Annotated in this window: 23 protein-coding genes; 11 read left to right on the top strand and 12 right to left on the bottom strand. The window is 74.3% G+C overall.

The features are described 5' to 3' along the window. Positions 1 to 62 precede the first annotated feature (62 nt). Complete coding sequence (locus ABZW14_RS31330) at positions 63 to 575, bottom strand: DinB family protein (RefSeq protein ID WP_355353820.1); 513 nt, start codon at positions 573 to 575, stop codon at positions 63 to 65. Between the two features lie 161 nt (positions 576 to 736). On the opposite strand from ABZW14_RS31330, the gene ABZW14_RS31325 reads away from it, so the two are divergent. The 4 genes from ABZW14_RS31325 (at position 737) to ABZW14_RS31310 (ending at position 3,505) form a co-directional block, all read left to right on the top strand. Continuing rightward, a complete protein-coding gene (locus tag ABZW14_RS31325) occupies positions 737 to 1,150 on the top strand; it encodes a hypothetical protein (RefSeq protein ID WP_355353817.1) in 414 nt (137 codons plus the stop codon). A 44-nt stretch (positions 1,151 to 1,194) separates the two neighbouring features. Beyond that, positions 1,195 to 2,133 (top strand): sigma-70 family RNA polymerase sigma factor, encoded by a 939-nt coding sequence (locus ABZW14_RS31320; protein WP_355353814.1) that lies wholly within the window; start codon positions 1,195 to 1,197, stop codon positions 2,131 to 2,133. Between the two features lie 55 nt (positions 2,134 to 2,188). Further along, positions 2,189 to 2,740 carry a dihydrofolate reductase family protein gene (locus ABZW14_RS31315; RefSeq protein WP_355353811.1) on the top strand — a complete coding sequence of 184 codons (552 nt, stop codon included), beginning with the start codon at positions 2,189 to 2,191 and terminating at the stop codon, positions 2,738 to 2,740. Between the two features lie 270 nt (positions 2,741 to 3,010). Beyond that, complete coding sequence (locus ABZW14_RS31310) at positions 3,011 to 3,505, top strand: winged helix-turn-helix domain-containing protein (protein WP_355353808.1); 495 nt, start codon at positions 3,011 to 3,013, stop codon at positions 3,503 to 3,505. A gap of 120 nt (positions 3,506 to 3,625) precedes the next feature. On the opposite strand, the gene ABZW14_RS31305 is transcribed toward ABZW14_RS31310, so the two are convergent. Then, positions 3,626 to 8,035 (bottom strand): S8 family serine peptidase, encoded by a 4,410-nt coding sequence (locus tag ABZW14_RS31305; RefSeq protein WP_355353806.1) that lies wholly within the window; start codon positions 8,033 to 8,035, stop codon positions 3,626 to 3,628. A 302-nt stretch (positions 8,036 to 8,337) separates the two neighbouring features. Here ABZW14_RS31305 and ABZW14_RS31300 point away from each other — a divergent pair, with 302 nt between their 5' ends. Then, positions 8,338 to 8,895: a winged helix-turn-helix domain-containing protein gene (locus ABZW14_RS31300; RefSeq protein ID WP_355353804.1), complete on the top strand. Its 558-nt coding sequence runs from the start codon at positions 8,338 to 8,340 to the stop codon at positions 8,893 to 8,895. Between the two features lie 48 nt (positions 8,896 to 8,943). Here the strand turns inward: ABZW14_RS31300 and ABZW14_RS31295 are convergent, their stop codons facing one another. Next, entirely contained in the window at positions 8,944 to 12,267 is a 3,324-nt protein-coding gene (locus tag ABZW14_RS31295; protein WP_355353802.1) for a S8 family serine peptidase, read from the bottom strand. A 178-nt stretch (positions 12,268 to 12,445) separates the two neighbouring features. Between ABZW14_RS31295 and ABZW14_RS31290 the strand changes: the two genes are divergently transcribed. Together ABZW14_RS31290 and ABZW14_RS31285 are read left to right on the top strand one after the other, a co-directional pair. Further along, positions 12,446 to 12,673, top strand: coding sequence for a hypothetical protein (locus tag ABZW14_RS31290; protein WP_355353799.1), 228 nt, complete (start codon positions 12,446 to 12,448; stop codon positions 12,671 to 12,673). A 36-nt stretch (positions 12,674 to 12,709) separates the two neighbouring features. Next, the gene (locus ABZW14_RS31285; protein ID WP_355353796.1) at positions 12,710 to 13,789 is read left to right on the top strand and encodes a PIN domain-containing protein; all 1,080 of its coding nucleotides are present in this window, start codon (positions 12,710 to 12,712) and stop codon (positions 13,787 to 13,789) included. A gap of 18 nt (positions 13,790 to 13,807) precedes the next feature. Here ABZW14_RS31285 and ABZW14_RS31280 read toward each other — a convergent pair whose 3' ends face one another. After that, on the bottom strand, positions 13,808 to 15,019 hold the full coding sequence (locus tag ABZW14_RS31280; RefSeq protein ID WP_355353793.1) for a hypothetical protein: 1,212 nt from the start codon (positions 15,017 to 15,019) through the stop codon (positions 13,808 to 13,810). An 89-nt stretch (positions 15,020 to 15,108) separates the two neighbouring features. Between ABZW14_RS31280 and ABZW14_RS31275 the strand changes: the two genes are divergently transcribed. Both ABZW14_RS31275 and ABZW14_RS31270 read left to right on the top strand, forming a co-directional pair. After that, positions 15,109 to 15,582: a molybdenum cofactor biosysynthesis protein gene (locus ABZW14_RS31275; protein ID WP_355353790.1), complete on the top strand. Its 474-nt coding sequence runs from the start codon at positions 15,109 to 15,111 to the stop codon at positions 15,580 to 15,582. A gap of 153 nt (positions 15,583 to 15,735) precedes the next feature. Next, positions 15,736 to 16,314 carry a sigma-70 family RNA polymerase sigma factor gene (locus ABZW14_RS31270; RefSeq protein WP_355353787.1) on the top strand — a complete coding sequence of 193 codons (579 nt, stop codon included), beginning with the start codon at positions 15,736 to 15,738 and terminating at the stop codon, positions 16,312 to 16,314. 13 nt (positions 16,315 to 16,327) lie between these two features. Here the strand turns inward: ABZW14_RS31270 and ABZW14_RS31265 are convergent, their stop codons facing one another. The 8 genes from ABZW14_RS31265 to ABZW14_RS31230 form a co-directional block, all read right to left on the bottom strand. Continuing rightward, positions 16,328 to 17,065 (bottom strand): zf-HC2 domain-containing protein, encoded by a 738-nt coding sequence (locus ABZW14_RS31265; protein WP_355353784.1) that lies wholly within the window; start codon positions 17,063 to 17,065, stop codon positions 16,328 to 16,330. A 59-nt stretch (positions 17,066 to 17,124) separates the two neighbouring features. Further along, positions 17,125 to 17,916 (bottom strand): shikimate dehydrogenase, encoded by a 792-nt coding sequence (locus ABZW14_RS31260; RefSeq protein WP_355353781.1) that lies wholly within the window; start codon positions 17,914 to 17,916, stop codon positions 17,125 to 17,127. Continuing rightward, the gene (locus ABZW14_RS31255) at positions 17,913 to 18,485 is read right to left on the bottom strand and encodes an NAD(P)H-dependent oxidoreductase (RefSeq protein ID WP_355353778.1); all 573 of its coding nucleotides are present in this window, start codon (positions 18,483 to 18,485) and stop codon (positions 17,913 to 17,915) included. Before ABZW14_RS31255 ends, ABZW14_RS31260 begins: the two co-directional genes overlap by 4 nt. After that, positions 18,482 to 19,429 (bottom strand): ROK family protein, encoded by a 948-nt coding sequence (locus tag ABZW14_RS31250; RefSeq protein WP_355353775.1) that lies wholly within the window; start codon positions 19,427 to 19,429, stop codon positions 18,482 to 18,484. The genes ABZW14_RS31255 and ABZW14_RS31250 overlap by 4 nt, the downstream gene beginning before the upstream one ends. 8 nt (positions 19,430 to 19,437) lie before the next feature. Continuing rightward, positions 19,438 to 19,791: a DoxX family protein gene (locus ABZW14_RS31245; RefSeq protein WP_355353772.1), complete on the bottom strand. Its 354-nt coding sequence runs from the start codon at positions 19,789 to 19,791 to the stop codon at positions 19,438 to 19,440. Between the two features lie 37 nt (positions 19,792 to 19,828). Beyond that, on the bottom strand, positions 19,829 to 20,260 hold the full coding sequence (locus ABZW14_RS31240) for a type II 3-dehydroquinate dehydratase (protein WP_355353769.1): 432 nt from the start codon (positions 20,258 to 20,260) through the stop codon (positions 19,829 to 19,831). A 125-nt stretch (positions 20,261 to 20,385) separates the two neighbouring features. Next, positions 20,386 to 21,600 (bottom strand): sigma-70 family RNA polymerase sigma factor, encoded by a 1,215-nt coding sequence (locus tag ABZW14_RS31235; protein ID WP_355353766.1) that lies wholly within the window; start codon positions 21,598 to 21,600, stop codon positions 20,386 to 20,388. Beyond that, positions 21,600 to 22,013 (bottom strand): YciI family protein, encoded by a 414-nt coding sequence (locus ABZW14_RS31230; protein WP_355353763.1) that lies wholly within the window; start codon positions 22,011 to 22,013, stop codon positions 21,600 to 21,602. Before ABZW14_RS31230 ends, ABZW14_RS31235 begins: the two co-directional genes overlap by 1 nt. Before the next feature lie 356 nt (positions 22,014 to 22,369). On the opposite strand from ABZW14_RS31230, the gene ABZW14_RS31225 reads away from it, so the two are divergent. Together ABZW14_RS31225 and ABZW14_RS31220 are read left to right on the top strand one after the other, a co-directional pair. Continuing rightward, positions 22,370 to 23,533: a DegT/DnrJ/EryC1/StrS family aminotransferase gene (locus ABZW14_RS31225; RefSeq protein WP_355353760.1), complete on the top strand. Its 1,164-nt coding sequence runs from the start codon at positions 22,370 to 22,372 to the stop codon at positions 23,531 to 23,533. Continuing rightward, positions 23,530 to 24,651: a Gfo/Idh/MocA family oxidoreductase gene (locus tag ABZW14_RS31220; protein ID WP_355353757.1), complete on the top strand. Its 1,122-nt coding sequence runs from the start codon at positions 23,530 to 23,532 to the stop codon at positions 24,649 to 24,651. The genes ABZW14_RS31225 and ABZW14_RS31220 overlap by 4 nt, the downstream gene beginning before the upstream one ends. Positions 24,652 to 24,653 lie beyond the last annotated feature (2 nt).

The following is a 24,653-nucleotide window of genomic DNA, read 5'->3' as shown; positions in this document are numbered from 1 at the left end:
CCTCGCCCCGCCGACCCGACCCCGGTCCGGCTCGCGGTCGCGGGGCCTGACGCCTGTCGGCGTCAGGCCCCGCCGGCCGTCCGGGACCCGGCGCGGCGGATGTCGAGCAGGTGGTGCTCGGCCTCGTGGACCGTGTGCCGGCCGAGCCAGAGCAGGGTCCGCACCTCGCGTTGCGGCCACGGGTAGACGCCGGTGCGGGCCAGGTCGGCCTCGCCGAGCGCCCCGAAGCGGGCCGCGAACCCTTCGGCGGCCGTGGCCAGGTCGGCGAGGACCACCTCCGGGTCCTGGGCGTTGTAGCGCTCGGTGACCACCAGCTCGTCGCGGCCCATCGGCGTGAACTCGGGCTCCGCCACGCGCAGCGCCAGCGCCAGCCGCTCACCCTGCACCCGGAACACGTCCCGGACGTGGCAGGCGTACTCCAGCGGCGACCACACCTCCGGTGCGGGCCGCCGGCGCACGTCCGGCGCCCCGTGCAGCGCGGCCGGAAAGTGCCCGGCCAGGTCACGCAGCCGCCCCGGCAGCTCGCCACTGTCGAGCGCGGAATAGACGAACAGACACTCGTCACACCGATCCACGCGTTCAGGGTAGGTGCTGTACTGCGTACCGGTGGGGCGTGCTCCTGCCGCCCCGGGGAGGGCGGCGCGCCGAATCCGCCACCGGGCGCGGACGTGGCGGCGGAGGATGGGCGGAGCGGACGCACGTCCGGGTGCCGCCGCAGGGAGAACGGGAGCCGCCGATGACCGCCAACCGGGAGATCGTGGCGGACGCCTTCGCCGCCTGGTCCGCCGGCACCCGCGCCATCACCGACATCTTCGCCGAGGACATGCGGTGGGAGATCATCGGCCGCTCCGTGGCGGGCGGGCTCTACCAACCCGCCCGGCAGTTCATCGAGGAGGCGCTGACGCCCTTCGGGGCGCGCTTCACGGCGCAGGATCCCTTCCGGCCCGTGCTCATCCGGGGCATCTACGAGGACCCGAGCGCCGACATGGTGATCGTGGCGTGGAACGGCGCGGGCACCACCACGATCGGCACGACGTACACCGACACGGTCGCCTGGTTCCTGCGGATGCGGGACGGCAAGGTGGTCGAGGGGACCGCCTTCTTCGACAGCATCGCCTTCAACGAGCTCTGGCAGGACGTGCCGGCCTAGCCGCCGGGTGCCGGGTCCCGGAGGACGTACGCCAGGATGGGCGCGTGGACTTCGAGCTGCACCGGGGTGAGCTGCTGGCGTACTGCTACCGGATGCTGGGCTCGTTCCACGAGGCCGAGGACGTCGTGCAGGAGACGATGCTGCGAGCCTGGCGGGCCAGGGACCGCTACGACCCGGCGCGCGCCTCGCAACGGACCTGGCTGTACCGGATCGCCACGAACGCGTGCCTCACCGCGCTGGAAGGGCGCGCGCGACGGCCGTTGCCGTCCGGGCTGGGCGCACCGAGCGACGACCCGGAAGCCCCGCTGACACCCTCGATGGACATCCCGTGGCTCCAGCCGTTCCCCGACGACCGGATCGAGGTGGAGACGCGGATCGACCTGCGGCTCGCGCTCGTGGCGGCCACGCAGGTGCTCCCGGCCCGGCAGCGGGCCGTGCTCCTGCTCCGCGAGGTGCTGGAATTCAGCGCCGCCGAGGTCGCCGCGCAACTGGGCACCACGGTCGCCGCGGTCAACAGCGCGCTCCAGCGTGCCCGGGCCGCTCTCACGGAGGTCGGCGACGCCGGCGAGGTGGCCGAACCGGACGATCCGCGGGTGCGGGCCGTGGTCCAGGAGTACGTGCGGGCGTTCGAGGCGGCCGACGTTCCCGGGCTCGTGCGGCTGCTCGCCGACCAGGCGGTCCTGGAGATGCCGCCGGTGCCGCTGTGGTACCGGGGCAGCCGCGACTACGGCCGGTTCATGGATCGCGTGTTCCGGACCCGCGGCGCCGGCTGGCGCCTGCGACGGCTGAGCGCCAACGGGCAACCGGCCCTCGCCGCGTACGCGCCGCAGCCGGCCGGTCCGCACCGGCTGCACACGTTGCAGGTGCTCACCGTCGTCGGCGGGCGCGTCACGCACAACGTGGTGTTCGCCGACCCGCGCGTCTTCGACGCGTTCGACCTGCCCCCGACGATTCCTGCCGAGGAGTTCCGCCCGGCGCGATGAGTCCGGCCGGTGCCGCCGGTACGTACCGGTGAGCACCTACCGAAGGGACATCATCGTGAGCGTCACCGTCATTCAGTTCATGACCCTGGACGGGATCGTGTCGGACCCGGACGGATCCGGGGGCACGCCCACGGGCGGCTGGGCCTTCCGGCACGGCCCGGAGAGCGTCGCCGGGGACAAGTTCCGCCTCGGCAGCCTGCTGGACGAGGGGGTCCTGCTGCTCGGGCGGACCACCTGGGAACTGTTCGCCGGGCTCTGGCCCGGACGCGACGACCCGTTCGCGGCCCGGATGAACGCGGCGTCCAAGCTGGTCGCCACCCGCTCGCTGGGCGACGTCTCGGCCTGGGCGAACTCCGCGATCATCGGCGGCGACCCGGTCGAGGCGGTCGGACGGGAGCGGCGCGATGTCATCGTCACGGGGAGCCTGAGCGTCGTGCGCCGGCTGGTGGCCGAGGACCTGGTCGACGAGTACCGGCTCCTCACCTTCCCGACGATTCTCCGCACCGGCGAGCGGATCTTCCCGGCGGACGGTCCGCCCACGTACCTGCGGTGTCTGTCGGTGGAGCAGGTGGGCGCGGCGGTCCTCGCGCGGTACCGGCGGGCATGAACGGTGCGGTCGAAACTGTTGCGCCAGCGCCGTTACATTGACGTTAACTGCTATACCAATCATCGGTACCCGGCTATATGATGCCGATCAACAGGTCCGCAACGCCTCACACAATCGCTGCTCCGGCACATTCTCCGCACCTGCCGACCGTCGCGCGTCCGAATCCACCCACGCCCGGCGGCCGATTCCCGCTGCCTGCGCAGGCAATTCGCGGACGCTGCGGAAAGGCCTCACGAAAAGGGTGGAACGGAAGGGCGGATGATGACGGGGGTGCCGTCCTTGGTCATCGGTATCGCGTCCTCGGCCGCGGAACGCCGGCAGCTCGCGCAGCTGATCGGCGGCACCGAGACGTTCCTGATCGTCTCCAGCGCGCACCAGGCACGACGGTTCCTCGATCTGCTGCGCACGCCCGGGGCGGCGCGACCCGCTCCCGCCCGTGACGCGGTCGTCGACGAGCCGCCGCCGGACGGCGCGCCGGTGTCCGAACTGGACGTCGACTCCGACCGCCGCGTCCTACGGTGGCGGGAGCGTGAGGTCGGGCTGACGCCGCTGGAGCACGACCTCCTGGTCTGCCTCGCCGGCACCCCCGGCCAGGTGTGGACGTACGCGCAGCTGCACCGGGCCGTGTGGGGCAACGACCATCTGGGGCGTGGTTCCGACATGCACTCGGTGGTGCGCCGGGTGCGCCGCAAGCTCGGCCGGGTGGGCGCGGCGCCGACCATCCACGCGGTGCGCGGCATCGGCTTCCGCCTCGCGCCGTCCTGATCCGCGTTCGCCACCGTCGCCGTCCGCCGGGGCCGGCACCCCGATCCGGGCCGTGAACGCGGTCCGGCCCGCCCGGTCAAGACACCGGGCGGGCCGGACCTCACGGTCGACGGTCAGTCGTCAACAGCGGATGGGGGACAGGGTGAAGTCCTCCACGGTGGGCGTGGTGTTGTTGATCTTCGTCTGACGGGTCTGGGGCTTCCAGCCGTCCTTGGCGACGATGATGCTGAGCGGGTTGTTGCGCCGGTCCATCCAGTAGGCGTACCTGCCGTCGGCGTCGGTGGCGAACGTCCAGGACATCGCCCACGAGTCGACCTGGACCACCGCGCCGGGAAGCGGCGCGACGGCGCCCTGGCAGCTCCGGCCGGAGACGGTGCCCATCAGCTTGCCCCAGCTGGTCGGCGGCTGCGCGATCATCGTGACCGCCACCGGCGGCACGGTGTACGGCGTGTTCTCCTTGATCGCGACCGACGCCGAGTAGGTGCCGGGCTGGTCGACGTTGGCCGTCATGCCGACGGTCACCGTGACCTTCTCACCCGGCGCCAGGGTGACCTTCGACTGGTCGATGGTCAGCCAGCTGACGTCCGCCGGCCCCTCGGCGCACTCCTCGAAGCCGGGCAGCACCTCGCTGTCCTTCGTGGCGTTGAAGCTGCCCGAGGAGCCGCCGATCTTGTAGAAGCCGCACGCCGCTCCGCCGCGGTAGCGGGGGGTGTTGGCGTTGGGCAGGTTCGCCCACGAGTCGGTGGCCGGGTCGTACGCGAAGCCGGCGTTGGTGATGGCCCCGCCCTGCGAGCCACCGACCACCAGGAGCTTGCCGTTCGCGACGGCGAACGAGCTGGCCCAGTTGTCGGCCGGCGCGTCCGCGACGGCGGTCCAGGCGTTGGCGCCGGGGTCGAAGGCGTAGCTGGCCTTCTGCGAGACGGACCCGTCGTTGCCGCCGGTGCAGTAGACCGTGCCGCCGATCCCGCCGCAGGACGCGAACGCCACCGACTTCGGGTAGTTGGGCAGGGTCTCCCAGGCGTCGGCGCCCGGGTCGTAGCGGACCACCGAGTTGGACATCGGCAGGCAGCTGGAGGTGGTGCAGCCACCGATGGCGTACAGCTTGCCGTCGGCGACGGCCTGGCCGGCCGCGGCCCGCGGCGCGGGGTTGTCGGCCTTCCTGGTCCAGGTGTTGGCCGCCGGGTCGTACGACCAGGTCGTGCCGTCCGGTCCGGCGGCGCCCCAGCCACCGGTGGCGATGATCCTGCCGTCGACGACCCCGACCGTCATGGCGTTGCGCGCGGCGGGGAGGTCGGCGATCGCCGTCCAGGTCTGGGCGATCGGGTCGTACACGTAGTTCTTCGCGCTGGACGTCGAGCCGTCACCGCCGGCGATCGAGTAGACCTTGCCGTCGAGGTTCACCACCCGGTTGTCCATCACGTTGGCCGGGTAGCTGGCGATGCCCGTCCACGGCGCCGCCTGGGGACCGGTCGGCGTGGCGGCCGCGGTGGCCGACTTGCCGGACGGACGGGCGGCGAGCGACGTCGGGGTGGTGAGCCGCTGGGCCGGCGCGCCGGGCGAGCCGAGCAGCTGCTGCTCGGACAGCTGGGACCCGTCGGCCCGCTGCAGGACGAACCCGCCGTCCTGCTCGCTGAACTCGACGGCGACCGGGGCCCCGCCGGTGTTGGTCACCGTGAAGGTCTTGCTGACCTTGCCGGTGGGCATCCGGACGGTGCCGGTCACCGACGTCGGCTGCACGGCCAGCCGGCCCGCGGCCAGCTGGAAGTTCGCCGCCGTCGCCCAGTCGGCCTCGACGGCGACCTGCTTGGTCTGGCTGACGTAGTTGCCGGCCTTGGCTGTGAACGGGTGCTGGCCGGTCAGCGACGAGAACATCCAGTAGAAGCCGTCGGCGAGTTCGGTGTCGTCCGGCGTCGCCACCGAGGTCGCCTTCTCCGCCGGGCGGTCGTCACTGGTGACGGTCGCGCCGTTGACGTAGCCGTTGTCGTTCTTGTCCCGCACGTGACCCAGCACCAGGCCACCGTCGACCGGCTTGCAGACGAGCTTGCTGCCGATCAGCACGTTGTCGACCTGCCACCACCATTCCCAGGAGGCGTCGTAGTAGTGGAAACGGACCCGGACCTGCGCCTGGCCCGCCGCCTGCGGGATCGGCACCTCGGTGACCCGGGGCCCGCGCACGTCGGCCGCCTGGCGGAGCACGTTGCTCCAGGTGGTGCCGCCGTCGAGGCTGAGGTCGACGTCCGCCCGGTCGGAGCTCAGCCAGTTGAAGTCCTGGTTGAACCGGATCACCGGCGCGGTGACGTCGGTGAGGTTGACGACGGGGCTGACCAGCGAGGTGTCCTGCCGGCCACCGCTGCCGTAGTCGTCGCTGTCGATGATGGCGAAGCCACCGGAGCCGCCGGTCAGGTTGCCCCGGTCACCGCTGTCGGTGAACTTCCAGACCTGGCCGGTGCCGGCGTTGTCCACGACGGACCAGCCGTTGGGCACGCTGGTGCCGTCGAAGGTCTCGTACACGCCGTCGGAGCTGTTGGTGTAGCCGGGCGCCGTGGTGCACGCGTTCGGGTCGGCCGGTACGGCGATGTTGCTGGTGGTGTTGCCCGAGCCGACCACGACCTCCTTGGTCACGGCCGGGTAGCCCGGGTACTGCGACTCGACCTTGAGCCGGTAGGTCGCCCCGGCCGGGAGCTTGAGGCTGTAGCGGCCGTTGGCGGGCGTGGTGTAGTCGGAGACGGGGAGCCCCTCGGCGCTCACCTTCGCGTAGAGCGGCCAGCCGTGCCCGGAGCCGTCGGTGACCTGACCGCTGACGGTGACGCTCGGCACCGCCGTCAGCGCGACGTTCAGCGTGGTGGTCGTGTTCGTGGTCACCGTCGCCGAGAGCGTCCTGGTCTGGTAGCCGAACGCCGAGACGGTGACCTGGTAGTCGCCGGCCAGCAGCAGCGACGAGTACGTCCCGTCGGCGGCGGTGGTCAGCGAGCGGGTGGCCGCGCCGGTCAGCGCGATGGTGGCGCCGGCGATCGGGGTGCCGGTGGCCGCGTCGGTCACCTTGCCGGCCAGGGTGCCGTTGTCGCCGATCGGGGCGGCGTTGAGCAGCGCGAGCGCGTCCAGCCGGCCCTCACCGTAGACGTTGTTGTCGTCCGTGGTGCCGCCGCACTGGGTGTCGGCCTTGTCGACCGCCGTGTCGTTCAGCAGCGCACGGGTCGCCGCGACGTCGCCGACGAGCGTGGGCGCCGCCGACCAGAGCAGCGCGATCGCCCCAGCGAGGTGCGGCGCGGCCATCGAGGTGCCGCTGTAGCTGGCGTAGGAGTTGTCCGGCACGCTGGACCGGACGTTGACCCCGGGCGCCGACAGGTTGGGCTTGATCTCGCCGTTCTGCCCCGCGCCCCGCGAGGAGAAGCTGGCGATGTTGTTGTTGATGTCGTACGCGCCGGCCGAGTAGTTGCTGGCCAGGCTGCCCGGCGAGCCGCTGGTCTGGCAGGCGGGCCCGTTGTTGCCGTTGGACCAGGTGCCGAAGATGCCCGAGGCGGTCCAGGCGTCGGTCACGTCCTCCATGAACGGCTCGTTGGAGGGCAGCGTGGTGCCCCACGAGTTGTTGATGATGTTCGGCCGCTTGCTGGCGTCCGGGTTCTGCCCGTTGAGGTCGGTGGGCTCCAGCATCCACTGGCCGGAGGAGATCAGCGCGGCGTCGGTCGGGCAGCACCCGTTCGCGGCGATCCACTTGACCCCGGGGGCGACACCGATCTGGTTGGCGCCGTCGGAACCGGCCATGGTGCCCATCGTGTGCGTGCCGTGGCCGTCCTCGTCACACGGTGCGGTGGCGCAGGTGCCGGCGGCGTCGAACCAGTTGTAGTTGTGGTCGAAGGTGCCGTCACCGTTGTTGCCCCGGTAGGAGCTGACCAGCGCGGGGTGGTCGAACTGAACGCCGCTGTCGATGCTGGCCACGGTGATGCCGGCGCCCTTGACGCCGTACTGGGACCAGACGTCGTCGGCGTTGATGTTCGCGATGCCCCACTCCAGGGCGTTCACCGACTTCTCGTCGGTGCCCTTGGTGACCTCGGGGAGCTTGTACTCGACCGGGGCGTACAGGCCGTCGACCTCGGCGTGGGCGGCGAGGTTCTGCGCCATGGTGAGGGAGCCACCGCTGACCTTGATGGCGTTGGTCGCCCAGAACGTCTGGTACTTCGCGCCGGAGCGGTCGAGTTCGGCGCGGACCTTCGCCTGGCTGTCCTCGGCGGTCTTCTTGAGCGCCTCCGCGACCGCGGTGCCCCGCGCGGCCCAGTCCTTGTTCGCCCCGGCCTTGCCCAGGTCGGCCTTGGCGCCGAAGTGGATCCAGAAGTCGCCCTCGCTCTTGCCCTGAAGTTGCCGGGTGAGTTCGGGACGGATCTTGTCGCCGGCGGATGCGCCGGTTCCCGTTCCGGTCTGCGCAGCCTGTGCGCCTGTGCCGGTGGCGGCCATGGTGGTCGCGGCGAGAACCAGGGCCGCGCCCGCACTCACCAGCCGACCGGCCAGGCCCCTCCTGTGTGGACGTCTCAGCATCGGTGCTGCCTCCTCCAGAACGACCCGCGGATGTTCGAGCCATGGCGGAAGGGCGCAGGGAACTCCTCTCCCGTCGGATCACACCGGTTTGAACGAACCCCCCAAGCCCCCTAGGCGCCGTGCGGGTCTACGCCGGCTGCCTGAGTGGACACTATGATCGACAGGAAAGCGCGATCAAGCACCGTACGTGAGCAACTTGTCACCAACAGGTTCCCTCCCGGTGGGCCTGGTTGACATTTACTGTCACGGCGATTCCCATAAGCGGCAATTTCTGCCGCTGGTACCTCCGGGCGGGGGGTAACGTGACCGAGCAGGAGACGAGCACAGCGGAGCACCCGTTCCCGCTGGTGATCGGGGTGACCTCGGCGCCGGCCGAGCGCATCCGCCTCACCGAGCTGCTCGACGGCGTCGCACCCCTGCTCCTGGTCGCCGACCTCGACGAACTGCGCCGGCTGCTCGCGACGCCGGGGACACCGCCGGCGGACCTCGCCACCCCGCCCCCTGCGACCCCGGCGCCCCCACCACCGGACGACACGCTCGTCATCGACGCGGCCCGCTCCGTCGCCCGCTGGGGGGACCGGGAGATCGTCCTCACCCGGCTGGAGCGCGACCTGCTGGCCTGCCTGACCACCGAGCCGGTGCGGGTGTGGACCTACGCCGAGCTGCACCGCTCCGTCTGGCACGACGAGGGGTTGCAAGACAAGGCGGACGTGCAGTCCCTGGTCAAGCGGCTGCGCCGCAAGCTCGACCAGCTGGGCACCGGTGTCACCGTCGTCGCCGTGCGCGGCGTCGGACTCCGGCTGACCGACCACCGGCGGCCCCGGGCGCAGGGCACGGGCCACTCGCCGGGTGGTCGCTAGCGCCGGACGCCGCCCGGCCCTCCTGCCGGAGGGCCGGGCGGCGGTCGGTCACCGCACCCGGTAGGCGTTGATGATCTGCTCCGTGACGGTGCCGCCGGCGGTGTCGGTGGCGCTGGCCCGCAGCGACACGTGTCCCGGGACGTCGTGGCGTACCCGCGCCGTCCAGCCGTCCGGTGTCGCGCTCAGCGGCGCGTCCTGCCAGTTCGCGCCGCCGTCGTAGGAGACCTGCACGGTCAGGGCCGCGACGTCGGCCCGCGGTGACCCGGGCTGTCGCTCCACCCGCACCGGCAGGTCGAGGGTCTGGCCGGCCGCCACCGCCTCGCCGCCGTCCAGCCGGGGTTCGAACCGCACCACCATCAGCGGCAGCCGGACGGGCGTGCCGCCGTCGGCGTGCCCGGACTCGAAGGTCCAGCTGGCGCTCACCTCGGTGCTGAGGTCGGTGAACGTGCGGGTGGCCCTCGTCTCCAGCAGGTAGCTGCCGGGGTCCGGTGCGACGGGGAACGATCCGTAGCCCGCTTCGGTGGTCTCGCCGACGAGCTTCCCGTTGCGGTAGAGGGCGGTGCGGGCGCTGGTGGTGCGGGAGATGCTGGGGTGCCCGGCGGCATCGCCGTGCAGAGAGAGGTCGACCTGGAGCGTGTCCCCCAGCCGGGTGGTCCCGCTGGCGGGCCAGCCGAGCGCTGCGAAGGACGGACCGAAGGGGGCGCGATGCCAGGTGTCCCGGTACGTCCTGCCGGCCCGGTAGCCGGTGGGTGCCGACTGCAGGATCTCCTGCCAGTCCAGCCACCCGTCCGCGGTCGGCACGCCGATGTCCAGCCGGGACGACCACCGCACCCCGCTGTTGTGGTATTCGATACGCCGGCCGGGCAGGGCGGTGGGCAGGGACGCCGCCGGGGCGGGCGTTTCGAAGCTCAGCTCGGGGAAGACGGCCCGTTCTCCGGCCTGCCCGGGGGCGCCGTGGAACCGCTGGGTGACCGTGGCCAGGTCGCCCGTCCGGTAGTCGCGGCTGAAACCCGTCGGCATCCGGCCGGACACGGTCTCGCTGACCGCGTACAGGTACGGACTGTTCGGGGCCTGTGAATGCGCCCACTGACCGCTGACCCAGCCGAGGAACTCGTCGGCCGGCACCGCCGCACCGAGCTGCCCGCTGAAGACGCCGCTGAACGTCTCGGTGGTGACAGCGAAGCCGTACAGCAGGTTCTGCGGGAGGAAGACCGCGCTGAGGTCGGCCAGAACGGGTGCGGCGGACGGCTCCGGCACGGTCATGCGGATCGGTTTCGCCCGACGGGCGTCGACGGTCAGGTGCGTGTCGCCGGTCAGGACGAGTTCCGGCTGCGCGAGCAGCGAGACGTCCGACGTGTCGCCCGCGCCGGTCCAGACGGAACTGGCCAGGCCGTAGCGTCCCTTCGGCAGGCGCAGCTCCACGGTTCCGTCCGCGTCGTACGGATCCCGGGTCAGATACCCGTCCAGCCCCACCAGCGAGGTGTGGTAGTCCGCCGTCGCGGTGCCGCTGCGGTCGAGGTGGGTCAGCGTGAGCTGGTAGCTCTCCACCTCCTTCTCCACGGCGATCGGGGTGCCGGCGACCGTCGCGCCGGCGCGAGCGACCAGCCGGCCGCTGAACAGCCCGTCCGGCCCACCGACCCGGGTGTCCACCGTGACGGTCACCGCCGCCCGCCCGCCGGCCGGCACCGTGACCCGCTCGGGCGTGAAGCGGAACATCCCGTCCGGGGCCCGGACACCGTCCGGGCCGGTGACCTCCGCGGACAGGTCCAGGCCGAGGTCGGTCGGTCCGGAGTTGAGGTACGTCAGCGTGCGGGTGATCGGGGTGTCGTCGGCGTGCGGCCAGAGGGCGCGACCGAAGGAGATGCCGGCCGGTTCCGCGGTGAGGGTCTGTCCGATGGCCCGGGCGACGTCCACGCGGCCGGCGCCCTGCTGGTAGACCGTCTGCCCGGCCTGTGCCGCGGCGGAGGCCATCAGGGCCGCCTTGAACTGTGGGGCCGACCAGTCCGGGTGCTGCTGGGCGAGCAGTGCCACGGCTCCGGTGACGTGCGGGGTCGCCATCGACGTGCCGGACACCGCCACGTACTTGTCGCCGACCGGGTTCCCGAGCGTCGTACCGGCGGCGCGGGCCGCCACGATCTCCACGCCGGGCGCGGTGAGGTCGGGCTTGATCCCGCCGTCGCCGGTCCGCGGGCCCCGGCTCGAGAACGCCGCGAAATGGTCGTCGCGATCCACCGCGCCGACGGCCAGCGCCGCGTCGGCGCTGGCGGGTGAGCCCACCGGGGCGAGCTCACCGTCGTTGCCCGCGGCGACGACGAAGAGGGTCCCGGTCTGCGCGGTGAGGCTGTCCACCGCCTGCTCCAGCGGATCGAGGTCCGGGGTGTCGGGCCCTCCGACGCTGAGGTTCACCACCCGGGCGTGCTTCTCGACCGCGGCCCAGTGCATGCCGGCGAGGATCGCCGACTCGGAGCAGAAGTCCGTGCAGACCCGGCCGGACAGCAGGGTGGCGTCCGGTGCCACCCCCCGGTACCGGCCGCCCGACGCGGCGCCGCTGCCGGCGATGATGGACGCGACGTGGGTGCCGTGCCCCACCCTGTCCACCGCTTCGGAGCCCCCGGTGAAGTCGCGCGCCTCCACGACCCGGCCGGCCAGGTCCGGGTGCCCGGTGTCCACCCCGCTGTCCAGCACGGCGACGCTGACGCCGCGGCCGGTGTACCCGGCCTGGTACGCGGCGGGGGCGCCGATCTGTGGCACGCTGCGGTCCAGCAGGACCTGCCGCCTGCCGTCGAGCCAGATCCGGCTCACCTCCGGCGCCAGGTCGGTTCCCTGGCCGGAGCCCTTCGTGCTCAGCATTGCCCAGACGGAGGTGGCACGAGCCTTCGGCGCAACGACGGCGGCACCGGCGATCGCCGGCAGGTCGCGGGTCGTACGGGCGCCCGTCACGGCCGTCCGTCGTGCCCCCGCCCGGTACGACACGAGCAGCGGCAGCTCCTTCGCGCTCGCGTCGTCGTAGCCGGACCGGATCAGCTCGGTCACGTCGAACAGGCGCCGGTCCACCTTCCCGTCGCGGATCAGCGGATCGACGTCGTGCGGAACGACCTGCACGCGCCCGCCCTCCCGGCGGACCAGGAATCGCATGCCGGTACGCCCGGCGCCCGGGCGTACGCTCAGCGCCTCGCCGGTGATGGTGACCCGGTCCCCGGTCAGCAATGTGACGGTGGCCGGTCGGCCGCCACCGGCCCGTGTCGTCATCTCCGATCGCAGGGGCGCGGTGCCGCCCGCCCCGCCGGCGGGGGCCGCCCAGCTCGCCGCCGTGGTGCCGTACAGCACCACCGCCGTGAGACCGGCGACCGAAAGTCGTCGTAACTGCCGCAACTGAACCTCCCGATCGATGTCGTCGCCTGGTTCGACTCGCGGCCGGGCCGGCCGGTGACATGTGAACGGGCCCGGCGGAATCCTCGCCCCGCGCCGTGGTGCCCGCGGTGGGGTCTTTGGCGAAGCGGGGGAGGACAGGCCGGTGCAGCCCCTAGGCTGGCGGCAGGAGGTGGCAGCGGTGAGTGCTCGCGGTCGGGGCCGGTCGACGGCGAGGCGCAACCGCCTGCTCCTGGCCGGCCTGCTGGCGGTGGTCGGGCTCATCCTGCTGCTGCTGGGCCTCACCGTCGCCAACGGCGCGGTCGCCGGCGTCGAGGTCGTGCTGGCCCTCCTGCTCCTGATCGGCAGCTACGCGATCCAGTACGCGGCCCGCCGCGACACTCTCTACCGGGACGAGCGGCCGCGGTGATCGGGTCGGACCGGGAATCCCGTTAGGCTGACCGGCGTGGATCAGGAAGACCGGATCGCGCTGTTCCTCGACTACGAGAACCTGGCGCTCGGCGTGCGGGACCATCACGGCGGCCGGGCGTTCGACTTCCGCCCGATAGCCGACGCCCTCGCCGAGCGCGGCCGGGTGGTGGTGCGCCGGGCGTACGCGGACTGGTCGTACTTCGACGAGGACCGGCGGATGCTCACCCGGTCGCACGTCGAGCTGATCGAGATTCCGCAGCGGATGGGTGCCTCGCGGAAGAACGCGGCGGACATCAAGATGGCCGTCGACGCCGTCGAGCTGGCCTTCGAGCGCGGCTACATCTCGACGTTCGTGATCTGCACGGGGGACAGCGACTTCACGCCGCTGGTGCACAAGCTCCGCGAACTCAACAAGCGGGTGATCGGGGTCGGTGTGGAGAAGTCCACGTCGGCGCTGCTGCCGCCCGCCTGCGACGAGTTCCTCTACTACGACCGCCTCGAAGGGGTCGACGTGCCGCCCGCGGCCGGCCGCCGGGGCCGGGCGGGCCGTCCGGCCGAAATCGAGACACCGCCGCCGGCCGAGCCGCCGGCCGAGGTCGCCCCGGCCGTGGAGGAGCGCGCGCGGGACGTCGACACGCTCGCGGTCCTGGTGGCCCAGACGGTGGCCGGCATGCAGGGCAGCTCCAGCGGCGAGGTGACCGCCTCCGGCCTGAAGCGCACGCTGCTGCGCAAGGACCCGACGTTCAGCGAGTCCGACTACGGCTTCCGCACCTTCGGGGAGCTGCTGCGTCACCTGGCCGGGCACAACGTCGTCGAGCTCGCCGAGGGACCCGCCAAGGGTGACCCGGAGGTGTCGCTGCCCGAGCGGGGTGACCGGGAGGTGGCCTTCGCGCTGCTGCGGTCCGTGGTGGTGGACCTGGCCGGCGAGGGCGGCGCGGTGGCGCTGTCCGGGCTGAAGGACCAGCTCCGCCGGGCGCGGCCTGATTTCAGCGAGAAGAAGCTCGGCTACCGCAGCTTCCTCCAGTTCGGCAAGGCCGCCGCCACGAGCGGCGCCGTGGAGCTGCGGTGGAGCCCGGAGGCCGACGACTACCTGCTCACCCCGCACAGCGCCTGAGGACGGGCGCGCCCCCGCTCAGCTCAGGCGGCACCGCGGCGGATGCGGATCCGGGCAGGCGCCCGGCACGGAGGCTCTCGGGGACGGCGAGCCGGTCGGCGTCGCGGTGGGGCTTCCGGTCGGTGTCGCCGTCGAGGACGGGCTCGCGGTCGGGTTCGCCGTCGTCGGAGTCGCCGGCGGCGGGGTCGGCGCGGGCGTGGTGGCGGGGGACGGCACCGGCGGCGCGACCGGCTCCGTGCCGACCGGGGTTCCCGCGACGGCCGGCCGCCGGCCTCCGTCGGCCGGCTGTGGGAGCCGGGTGGGGCCACCGGCCGGCGGCCGGGCCGGATCGTCGCCGGACGTGCCGGGTGCGCCGAGGACCGGGTCCGGCCCGGTGTCCTCGCCGGGGACCGGGGCGGGACCGTGCGTGGCCGTCCCGGGACGGTGCGCCGGCCCGGCCGTCGCGGGCCAGGTGCCCGCCGCCGTCACTCCGAGGAGCACCGCGACCGCCACGGCGCCGGCCGCGGCCAGGCGCTTCGGGCGCCGCCGTGGCACCGGGGCGTCCGCGACACCGAGCGGTCGCGGTGGCCGCGGCCGGGCCGCCCGGTGCGCGGCCAGCAGGGCGTCGAGCTGCGTGGCGACCGCGTCGCGGGTCCCGGTGGCGGTGGCGTACGCCAGGGTGAGGTAGAACCGGACGTTCGCCGCGCCGGTGACCGGCACGCGCAGGCCGGACGGGCGCCGGCCGTCCCCGGGGTGCAGGAGGGTGACCGGCAGGTCGGGGTGGTGCCCGAGGCCGAGCAGGTCGCCGTGCGCCCACTCGCGCCCGCCGGCCCGCCCGACGAAGACGACCCGCCGGTCGGTCACCACGGCGGCGCCGGTGTCGACCACCCGCAGCCCGGCCGGCAGCGCGCCGTCGGCCGGGTCGAGCAGGTCCCCGGTCAGCGCCGGGCCCGGCGCCGGGAGCCCGGGCAGGTGCCGGGCCTCCGCCTCGACCAGCTCGACGACCGGCACGATCCGGTAGACCACCTCGCCGTCGTCGAGGCCGACCGGCAGCTCGGTGTCGGGCAGGGCGCAGCCGTGGAAGCCTGCCGCCTCGATCCGGAGCCGCTCCAGGTGCTCGGTGCGGCGGCGCCACGTCCGGGCCGCCGCCTCGTACGCACACCTGCGGCGCTCGTTCTCGCGCCGCGTCCATGCGATCTGCCGTCCCAGCTCGGGGTGACGCCCGGCCGGGGTGGACCGTCTCGTCGTCACGCCCGGTACAACGTCCTCCACGGAGGGTGGACACGTGAGGGCGGCTATCGTCCGCTTTGGTTCCGGTACGTCCGTGCGACAATCCGCAGATGGCGCAGATCGTCCAGTTGCTGGCCTCGCCGGTGCACCGCTACGTGGGCCGGCCGGCCGACGGCCCGGCGCCGGCGCCGCCCGGCGAGCTGGTCGAGGAGGTGCGGATCCGGTCCGGCCTGGGCATCGTCGGTGACCGCTACTTCGGCAAGCCGGCGCACCGGGAGGCGAGCGTGACCCTGATCGCGCAGGAGTCGTTGCCTCCCGGCGCCGACCTCACCCAGGTCCGGCGCAACGTGCTGACCCGTGGCATCGCCGTGGACGAGCTGGTGGGCCGGGTGCTCACCCTGGACTCCGGCGACGGGCCGGTCAGCCTGCGCGTCCACCGGGCCGCCCCGCCCTGCGCCTGGCTGGACGTCACCGTCGCGCCCGGCACCTGGAAGGCGCTGCGCGGCCGGGGCGGCGTGCGCTGCGCCCCGCTCACCGACGGCGTCCTGCGGGTCGGGCCGGTAGAGGTGACCGTCGATTTTTGAGCGCGCCCCGGGAACTTTCCGGCCCGGCCGGCCGACCAACACATGACCGTCCGGCCGGCGGCGGGGTGACAGGGAGGACGGCGGGATGAACCGAGCGGGGCCCGCGCCCGTACCGTGGATCATGACGGTGGTGGACCGGCGGGCCGGTCGCGGATGAGCACCGAAACCGACGACGAGCAGGTGACCCGGTGGGCGCACCGGGCCGGTCGGGGCGACCAGCAGGCTGCCGCCGCGTTCGTCCGGGCCCTCCAGGGCCCGGTGTGGCGGTTCCTCGCGCACCTGGCCGGTCCCGCCGAGGCCGACGACCTCACCCAGGAGACGTTCCTGCGCGCGCTGCGCAGCCTGCCCGGCTTCGCCGGCCGGTCCGCGGCCCGCACCTGGGTCTTCACCATCGCCCGCCGGGTCGCCGTGGACCACGTCCGCGCGGCGACGGCACGCCCCCGGGTGGCCGCGCTGCCCGACTGGCAGGCCGCCGCCGAGGCGGCCGGGGCGGTCACCCCGGGCGGGGACGACGCGGTGACCCTGCGTGGCCTCATCGCCGGGCTCGCCCCGGAACGGCGGGAGGCATTCGTCGCCACCCAGGTGGTCGGCCTGTCCTACGCCGAGGCGGCCCAGGTGTGCGGCTGCCCGGTCGGCACCATCCGGTCCCGGGTCGCCCGGGCCCGCGAGGACCTTGTCGCCGCCTGGCAGGGTGACGCCCGGCCGGCTCGCCGGGGCAGCCGGGTGGTCTGAGCGCGCCCGCCGGTCACGCGGCCCGGCGGTCGCGGGCCTGCGCGGCGTACGGCGTGGGGGGCAGCAGCCGCAGTGGCGCCGGCTCGGACGGCTCCTCGGTACGCAGGGACCAGCGTGACCCGCCCTGCCGGCCCTGCCGGGGCGGCGTGCCGCCCGGGCGCCACCGGGGCCGGGCGAGCAGCACCATCACCACCCAGCCGACCAGCAGGAAGCCGTGGCTCACCAGCCGCTGCACCGCGACCTGCCCGGTGATCAGGTCATTCACCGACAGCAGCAGCAGGGTGGCGACGAACGCGCTGAGCATCGGCAGCAGGCCAGCCGGGGCGGAGCGCCGCAGCGCCACGTAGAGGAAGCCGGCGCCCACGGCCACGTTCCACGCGGCCGACTCGTGCCAGAGGTGCTGGCCGCCGGTGTGCGCGTGGTCGATCACGGCCTCCCGGCCGACCTGGGCCAGGCCGAGCACGAGCTGCACCGCGCCGAGCAGCCCGAGCACCCCGCGCAGCCCGAGCGCCGCGCGCTCCCGCCACCCGGGCCGGACCGGCGGGGCCGCGGCGAGGATCGCGTCGACCAGGTCGGGCACCGGCGGCGCGAGCTGCGTACGGGCCCGCCGGGTCACCGCGGCGGCCGCCTCGAACCAGCCCCGGCAGCCGGCGCAGCCCGCCAGGTGCGCCTCGGCCGCCGCGCTCTCCGGCCGGGTCGCCTCCCCGTCCAGCTGCGCCGAAAGGATCTCCCGCCACTGCTCACACGCCATGTACAGATAGTCGTCCGCAGGGGCCGCCTGGTTCCCGGCGCCCCGGGTCGAGCCGCCGGTCAGAGCCCGAAGAAGTCCAGGTAGGCCTCGATCTGGTGGGCGAGCATGGGCTCGCCCGGGTGCGCCGGCAGCCCCCGGTCGCGCGCCGCGCGCAGCAGCGCGGTCTCCGCCGGGGACATGATGATGTCCGCGACGACCGCGTGCGCCGGCAGCTCCGCCACCGGGAACGGGGGCGGGTCGTCGGGCCGCAGCCCCAGCGGGGTCGCGTTCACGGCGAGGTCGGCGTCGGCCAGCCGCGGCCGCGTCCCGGTCCCGACCCGTCCCGGGTACGCCGCGGACAGCCGCCCGCCCAGGGCGGCGAGCCGGTCCGGGTCGGTGTCGGCCAGGTGCAGGCCGGCCACGCCGGCATCGAGCAGGGCGACCGCGATGGCGCTGCCCGCGCCGCCCGCGCCCACCAGGCAGACCTGCCGGTCGCGCGGGTCGTGTCCGGCCGCCAGCAGCCCGCGGACGAATCCGTCGCCGTCGAAGGTGTCCGCCGACCAGGTGCCGTCCGGCTCCCGGCGCAGCGCGTTGACGCTGCCGGCCAGCCGGGCCCGGTCGGTGGCCCGGTCGGCCAGGGCGAGCAGCGCCGCCTTGTGCGGCACCGTGACCAGCAGGCCGTGCAGGTTGGTCACCTGCCGCAGCCCGGCGATCACCGGCCGGAGGCCGGCCGCCGGCACGTGCACCGGGACCAGCACGGCGTCGCTGCCCCGCCGGGCCAGCACCGGGTTGAGCAGCCCGGGGGCGCGGACCTGGGCGATCGGGTCGCCCAGCAACGCGTACAGCCGGGTGGCGCCGGTGATCGGGATCACCGGACGGCCTGCGGGCGTCGCAGCCCGCGCAGCGCCCCCGCCCACGCCACCACCTCGTCGAGCACTGTGCCCACGGTGGCCTCCTGGTGCGGGCCGGGCCGGAAGTCGCGGAACTGCGCGAAGTCGGTGTGCAGGGACAGCGTCACCTGGGAGCGGACCACCGGCACCGACACCTGCCCCAGCACCAGCCGCAGGTGCTCGGCGGCCCGGGTGCCGCCGTGCACGCCGTAGCTGACCAGGCCGGCGGGCTTGTGGTGCCACTCCTCGTAGAGGAAGTCGACGGCGTCCTTGAGGGCGCCGGGGATCGAGTGGTTGTACTCGGGGGTGACGAAGACGAACGCGTCCAGCGCCGCGACGGCGGCAGCCCACCGGCGTACCGCCGGCCGGCTGGACGGGGCCATCGAGGGCGGCAGCATCTCGTCGAAGTGGGGCAGCGGGTGGTCCTTGAGGTCGACCAGCTCCACCGTGGCGTCCGGGCGTTTCGCGGCGATGTCGCACACCCAGCGGGCCACCACGTCGGCCTTGCGGCCCGGGCGGGTGCTGCCGGCGACGACCCCGATCCTGATCATTGACGGGCCTCCCTGGTCGATCGGTCGGGTCCGGTCCGGACCCGCTGGTCCGCGAGGTCGCGGGCGAGCTGGAGCGCGCCGTGCAGCGAGGAGAGCCCGCCGAGCGCGGCGGCGGCGACGCGCGGCGCGGGGCGTCCGGGCCGGCCCGCCTGCCGGCTGAGGTGCCCGACCAGCGGCACGAAGCCGGGCAACCCGGTGGCGAACCCGCCGCCCACGATCGCCAGCTCGGCCGCGACCAGCTCGCCGAGGCTGACCACCGCGGCGGCCAGCGCCGCGCAACTGGTACGCACCGCGCGCAGCGCCCAGGGCCGGCCGGCGCGCAGCCCGGCCCGCAACTGCGGGTAGTCGACGTCGGCGCCGCGCAGCCGGCCCGCCCGGCGCAGGGTGGCCGGGCCGGACGCGATCGCCTGCACGCAGCCGGCGCGCCCGCAGTCGCAGCGCTCGCCGCCCAGGTCGACGACCATGTGCCCGACCTCCGCCGAGGCGCGGGCCGGCACGTTCCGGCCGCCCAGCACGATCCCGCCGCCGACGCCGGTGCCGACGCCCAGGTAGAGCACGTCGTCGCGGCCGGCGTGCCGGGCCTCGGCCAGCGCGGCGAGGCCGCCGTCGTCGGCGTACCCGGTCGGGACGCCGGGGAAGAGGCGGCGCAGCGCGCCGGTCAGGTCGAGGCCGGTCCAGCTCGGCCGGCCCGGCCACGCCAGCACGGCGCCGGCCGGGTCGGTGGTCGCCGGCATTGCCACGCCGACGGCGCCGACCGGTCCCCAGGCGACGCGCAGCGCGCCCAGCTCGGCGTCCAGCGCGGCCAGGTCGCCGGCCGCGTCGGCCCCGGCCGGCCAGGTGAAGCTGCGCTCGTACGCGGGCCGGCCGGCTGCCTCGGCGCGCAGGGCGACCTTGGTGCCGCCGACATCGACGCCGAGCACTCCGGCGTCCGGCCCGCCCGCCACGCCGGCGCTCAGTTGTCCAGGACGTGCAGGACGACGAGCGCGGCGGCGGCGAGGGCGAAGATCAGCGGCACCACGGTCATCGGGAAGGGATCACGGGCCCGGAGGTGGAAGCCGACCGCGCCGAGCAGCAGCAGCGCCACCCCGATCGCGGCGGCGACGCCGAGCGGCCACCAGAGCAGACCCAGCAGCAGCCCGGCCACGGCGGCGGCCTCCAGGACGCCGATCATCCGGGTCCGCCCGGCCGAGACGCCGAGATGGGCCATCCGCTCCCGCATCGCGGGCTGGCCGACGAGCTTCGGCACGGCCACGCCGAGCAGGACGGAGGCCAGGATGATGCTGAGCGAGAAGATCGGAACGCGCACGGGGTGTCCTCAATGGTCGGGGGTGGAGGGGACGGGGTCAGGGCACGGTGGCGACGAGCGCGCGGGCCGCCAGCCGGTAGCCGAGCGCGCCGAGGCCGACGATCACCCCGCTGGCCAGCGGGGCGAGCACCGACTCGTGCCGGAAACTCTCCCGGGCCCACACGTTGGACAGGTGGACCTCCATCCAGGGCCGGGGGTAGTTGGCCAGCGCGTCGCGCAGGCTCCAGCCGGCGATCATCAGCGCCCCGGGGTTGATGATCGCACCCACCGTGTCGTAACTGTCCTGGATGGTACGGATGAGTTCGCCCTCGCAGTCGTGCTGCCGGGCGATCACCCGCCAGCCCCGGCCCGCGACCTCCTCGCCGACGGCCCGCTCGATGTCCTGCACCGTGTCGGTGCCGTAGATCTCCGGCTCCCGCCGGCCGAGGATGCCCAGGTTCGGGCCGTTCAGCAGGAGTACATCGGACACGGTCCACCTCGCGCGGAGCGGCCCCGTACCGGCGGGACCGACGACAGTCCTCGGAGTATCGGCCGGGCGGCGGGAGCCGGTCACCGGAAACAGGGGGCGACTAGGGGCCGGGGTAGGGGGAGCGGTCAGCCCAGCGTGGCGGCCTTGCGCAGCAGCACCGAGCGTTCGCGCTGGTTGGCGCACAGCCGGGCCGCCAGCTCCAGCTCGGCGCGCGCTTCCGGTCGCCGTCCGAGGCGGGCCAGCAGCTCGCCGCGTACGGTCGGGACCAGATGCGAACCGGGGAGCCGGTCCGCGGCGATCAGCTCGTCCACGATGGCCAGGGCCTGCGCCGGGCCCGAGGCCATGGCGACGGCGACGGCCCGGTTGAGCTCGACCACCGGCGAGGGCGCGACCCGGCCGAGTGCCTCGTAGAGCACCACGATGCGGTCCCAGTCGGTCGCCTCGACCGAGGGTGCCGACGCGTGGGTGGCGGCGATCGCGGCCTGCAGGCCGTAGGGGCCGAGGCCGCGAGCCGACGCCCTGGCCAGCGCGGCCAGCCCACGGCGGATCGCCGAGAGGTCCCACCGCCGCCGGTCCTGGTCCTCGAGCAGGATCGGCGAGCCGTCCGGGCCGGTCCGGGCCGGGAAGCGCGCGGCGGTCAGCTCGCACAACGCGAGCAGGCCGTGCACCTCCGGCTCGGCCGGTTGCAGCGCGGCCAGCGTGCGAGCCAGCCGGATCGCCTCGTACGCGACGTCGGGGCGCACCAGCCGGTCGCCCGACGTGGCCGTCGAGCCTTCGGTGAAGATCACGTAGAGGACGCTGAGCACGCCGGCCAGCCGTTCCCGGCGCTCGGCGGCCGGCGGCAGCTCGAACGGCACGCGGGCCGCCGCGATCGTCTTCTTGGCCCGGGTGATGCGGGCCTGCACGGTCGGCACGGGTACGAGGAAGGCGCGGGCGATCTCCTCGCTGGACAGGCCGCCGACCACGCGCAGGGTCAGCGCCACCCGGGCCTCGGGGGAGAGCACCGGGTGGCAGCTGACGAACATCAGCGCCAGGATGTCGTCGTCGATCCGGTCGGGGTCGATCTCCTCGTCGACCGCCGGGTCGGCGGCCAGAAGGGCGTACCGGTCCTGGAGGGCGGCCCGGCGGCGGATCGCGTCGATCGCCCGCCGCCGGGCCGCGGCCATCAGCCAGCCCGCCGGATTCGCCGGAGCGGCGACCGGCCACGACACCAGCGCCTCGGCCACCGCCTCCTGGGCCGCGTCCTCGGCCAGCCCGAAATCGCCGGTGAGCCGGGTCAGCGCGGCGACGATCCGCGCCGACTCGATCCGCCAGACGGCCTCGACGTCGGCCGTGCCCATCAGATCCGGCCGCTGCTCTCGCTCCGGTCCTCCTCGACGAACGTCCCGTTGTCCTGCGGGACCTCGTCCTCCCCGGGCACCCGCCGGACCTCGACCTTGGACCCGCGGGCCGCCGGGACCCGCTTGGCCCACTCGACCGCCTCCTGCTTCGAGGCAACGTCGAGCAGGAAGAAGCCCCCGAACAGTTCCTTGGTCTCGCCGTACGGCCCGTCCGTGACCACCGGGGCCTCGCCGCTGAAGTCGACCACGACGCCCTGGCGCGGATCGTCCAGCCCCTCCGCGGCGAGGAGAACACCGGCCTTGACCATCTCCTCGATGAACTGGCGGGTCGTGGTCATCATCTCGCCGATGTCCGCCATCATGGCCGCGTTCGACTCGTCGGTGCCCCGCATGATCAGCAGGTACTTCGGCATCGCGTCCTCCTCGTCCGGCGGGGCCGCCTCCCGGCCCTCGCACCCTAACGTCGAGCGAGTCGCCCGCGGATCGACACGGCCCCGGAGAAATCTCGCTGACCTCCCGTCCGGCCGCCTACGCGCGAGTCGTGGAGCGGGGCGCGGTAAGGGGCGGTTAGGGGCCGTTAGGGGAGGTGGGCGGCGCGGCGGGTCGGTTAGCGTCCACCGCGAGCCGAGCACGTCACCGCGACCGACGGGGCGTCCGCCGCGAACCGACCGAACGGCACGGGTCCGGCCGTGCGCCCGCCCCGAGCCGCGCCGCCGCCGGAAAGCGACCAGCGAACCGCCGTTCCTTCTGACGCAGGAAGTGGGACATCATGAGTGGTCTGTCGGCGACCCCGCCGGAGTTCCCCGAGTGGCCGCAGTTCGGCGACGAGGAGCGGACCGGGCTGATCCGCGCGCTGGAGCAGGGCCAGTGGTGGCGCGTCGGGGGCAACGAGGTCGACACCTTCGAGGCGGAGTTCGGGGCGTACCACGGCAGCCCGCACGCGCTCGCCGTCACCAACGGCACCCACGCCCTGGAGGTCGCGCTGGAGGTGCTCGGCGTCGGGCCCGGTACCGAGGTGATCGTCCCGGCGTTCACCTTCATCTCCTCGTCGCTGGCCGCGCAGCGGCTCGGTGCGGTGGCCGTACCGGTCGACGTCGACCTCGACACCTACTGCGTGGACCCGGACGCGGTGGCGGAGGCCATCACCCCGCGGACCCGGGTCGTCATGCCGGTGCACATGGCCGGGCAGTTCGCCGACATGGACGCGCTCGGCAAGATCGCCGCGGACGCCGGGGTGGCGCTGCTCCAGGACGCCGCGCACGCCCACGGCGCGCAGTGGCAGGGCCGGCGGGTCGGCGAACTCGGCTCGGTCGCCGCGTTCAGCTTCCAGAACGGCAAGTTGATGACCGCCGGCGAGGGCGGCGCGGTGCTCTTCCCCGACGAGGATCTCTACGAGCGGGCCTTCCTCGTGCACAGCTGCGGCCGGCCCCGTACCGACCGCGACTACCTGCACCGCACCACCGGCTCGAACTACCGGATGAACGAGTTCAGCGCCGCCGTGCTGCGTGCCCAGCTGTCCCGCCTGGACGGTCAGATCGCCCTGCGCGAGCAGCGCTGGCCGCTGCTGGCCGGCCTTCTCGCCGAGATCCCCGGGGTGGTGCCGCAGGGCCGTGACGAGCGGGGTGACCGCAACCCGCACTACATGGCGATGTTCCGGATCCCCGGGATCAACCTGGAGCGCCGCCGGGTCGTGGTCGACGAGCTGATCGCCCGGGGCATTCCCGCCTTCGTGGCGTTCCGGGCGATCTACCGGTGCGACGGCTTCTGGAAGGCCGGCGCCCCCGACGAGACGGTCGAGCAGATCGCCGCCCGCTGCCCGAACGCCGAGCAGATCCACGCCGACTGCGTCTGGCTCCACCACCGCACGCTGCTCGGCACCGAGGAGCAGATGCACCAGATCGCCGCCGCGCTCGCCGACGTCCTGGCCGGATGACCGGCGGGCCGCCGGCCACCGGGCCGGACCGTACCGTCCGGGTCGCCGTGGCCGGCCTCGGCTGGGCCGGACGCCAGATCTGGCTGCCCCGCCTCGCCGGGCACCCCCGGTTCACGGTGACCGCCGTGGTCGACCCCGACGCCGCCGCCCGGGACCGGGCCCGCGCCACCCACAGGGTGCCCGACGCGTACGCCGATGTGGCCGACCTGCCCGCCGGCGCGGCGGACCTGGTGGTGGTGGCCGTGCCGAACCACCTGCACGCCGCCGTCGCGGCCCGGCTGCTGCGCCGGGGCGTGCCGGTGTTCCTGGAGAAGCCGGTCTGCCTCACCTCCACCGAGGCGGACGACCTGGCCGACGCCGAACGCGCCGGTGGGGCGGTGCTGCTGGCCGGCAGTGCGGCCCGCTACCGCGCGGACGTCCGGGCCCTGGTCGACGCCACCGCCGACCTCGGGCCCGTCCGGCACGTCGACGTGGCCTGGGTACGCGCCCGCGGGGTGCCCGACGCCGGCGGCTGGTTCACCCGCCGCGACCTCTCCGGGGGCGGCGCCCTGGTCGACCTGGGCTGGCACCTGCTCGACACGGTGCTGCCGCTGCTCGGCCCGGCCCCGATCCGGCACGTCGTCGGCAGCGTCTCCGACGACTTCGTGAACGACGACGCCGCCCAGGCCGCCTGGCGCGGCACCACCGTCCACGGTGGCCCCGGGGACGTCGAGGACACCGCGCGCGCCTTCCTGCTCACCGACGACGGCGCCTCCGCCGCCCTGCACGCCTGCTGGGCCTCGCACGAGGCGCGGGACCGCACCACCATCACCGTGCACGGCACCCGGGGGTCGGTGACACTGCGCTGCACCTTCGGGTTCAGCCCCAACCGCGAGCCGACGCCCGAGCTGACCCGCACCCGGGACGGCGAGACGGTCCGGCTGCCGCTGCCCGCCGAGCCCGTCGGCGCCGAGTACGACCGCCAGCTCGACGCCCTGCCCGGGCTGCTCGCCGCCCCGGCCAGCCGGGGCGTGGCCGCCGCCGACGCCCACCGCACCATCGACGCCATCGAACGGATCTACCGCTGCGCCCGGCCCACCGCGCCGACCCGCGCGCTGGCGGGAGCCCGCGACCGGTGAGA

Source organism: Micromonospora sp. NPDC004551 (genome assembly GCF_040609975.1).
Taxonomy (GTDB): Bacteria; Actinomycetota; Actinomycetes; order Mycobacteriales; family Micromonosporaceae; genus Micromonospora.
Note: the sequence above shows the minus strand (reverse complement) of the source record. Positions and strands in the feature narration are given on the sequence as shown.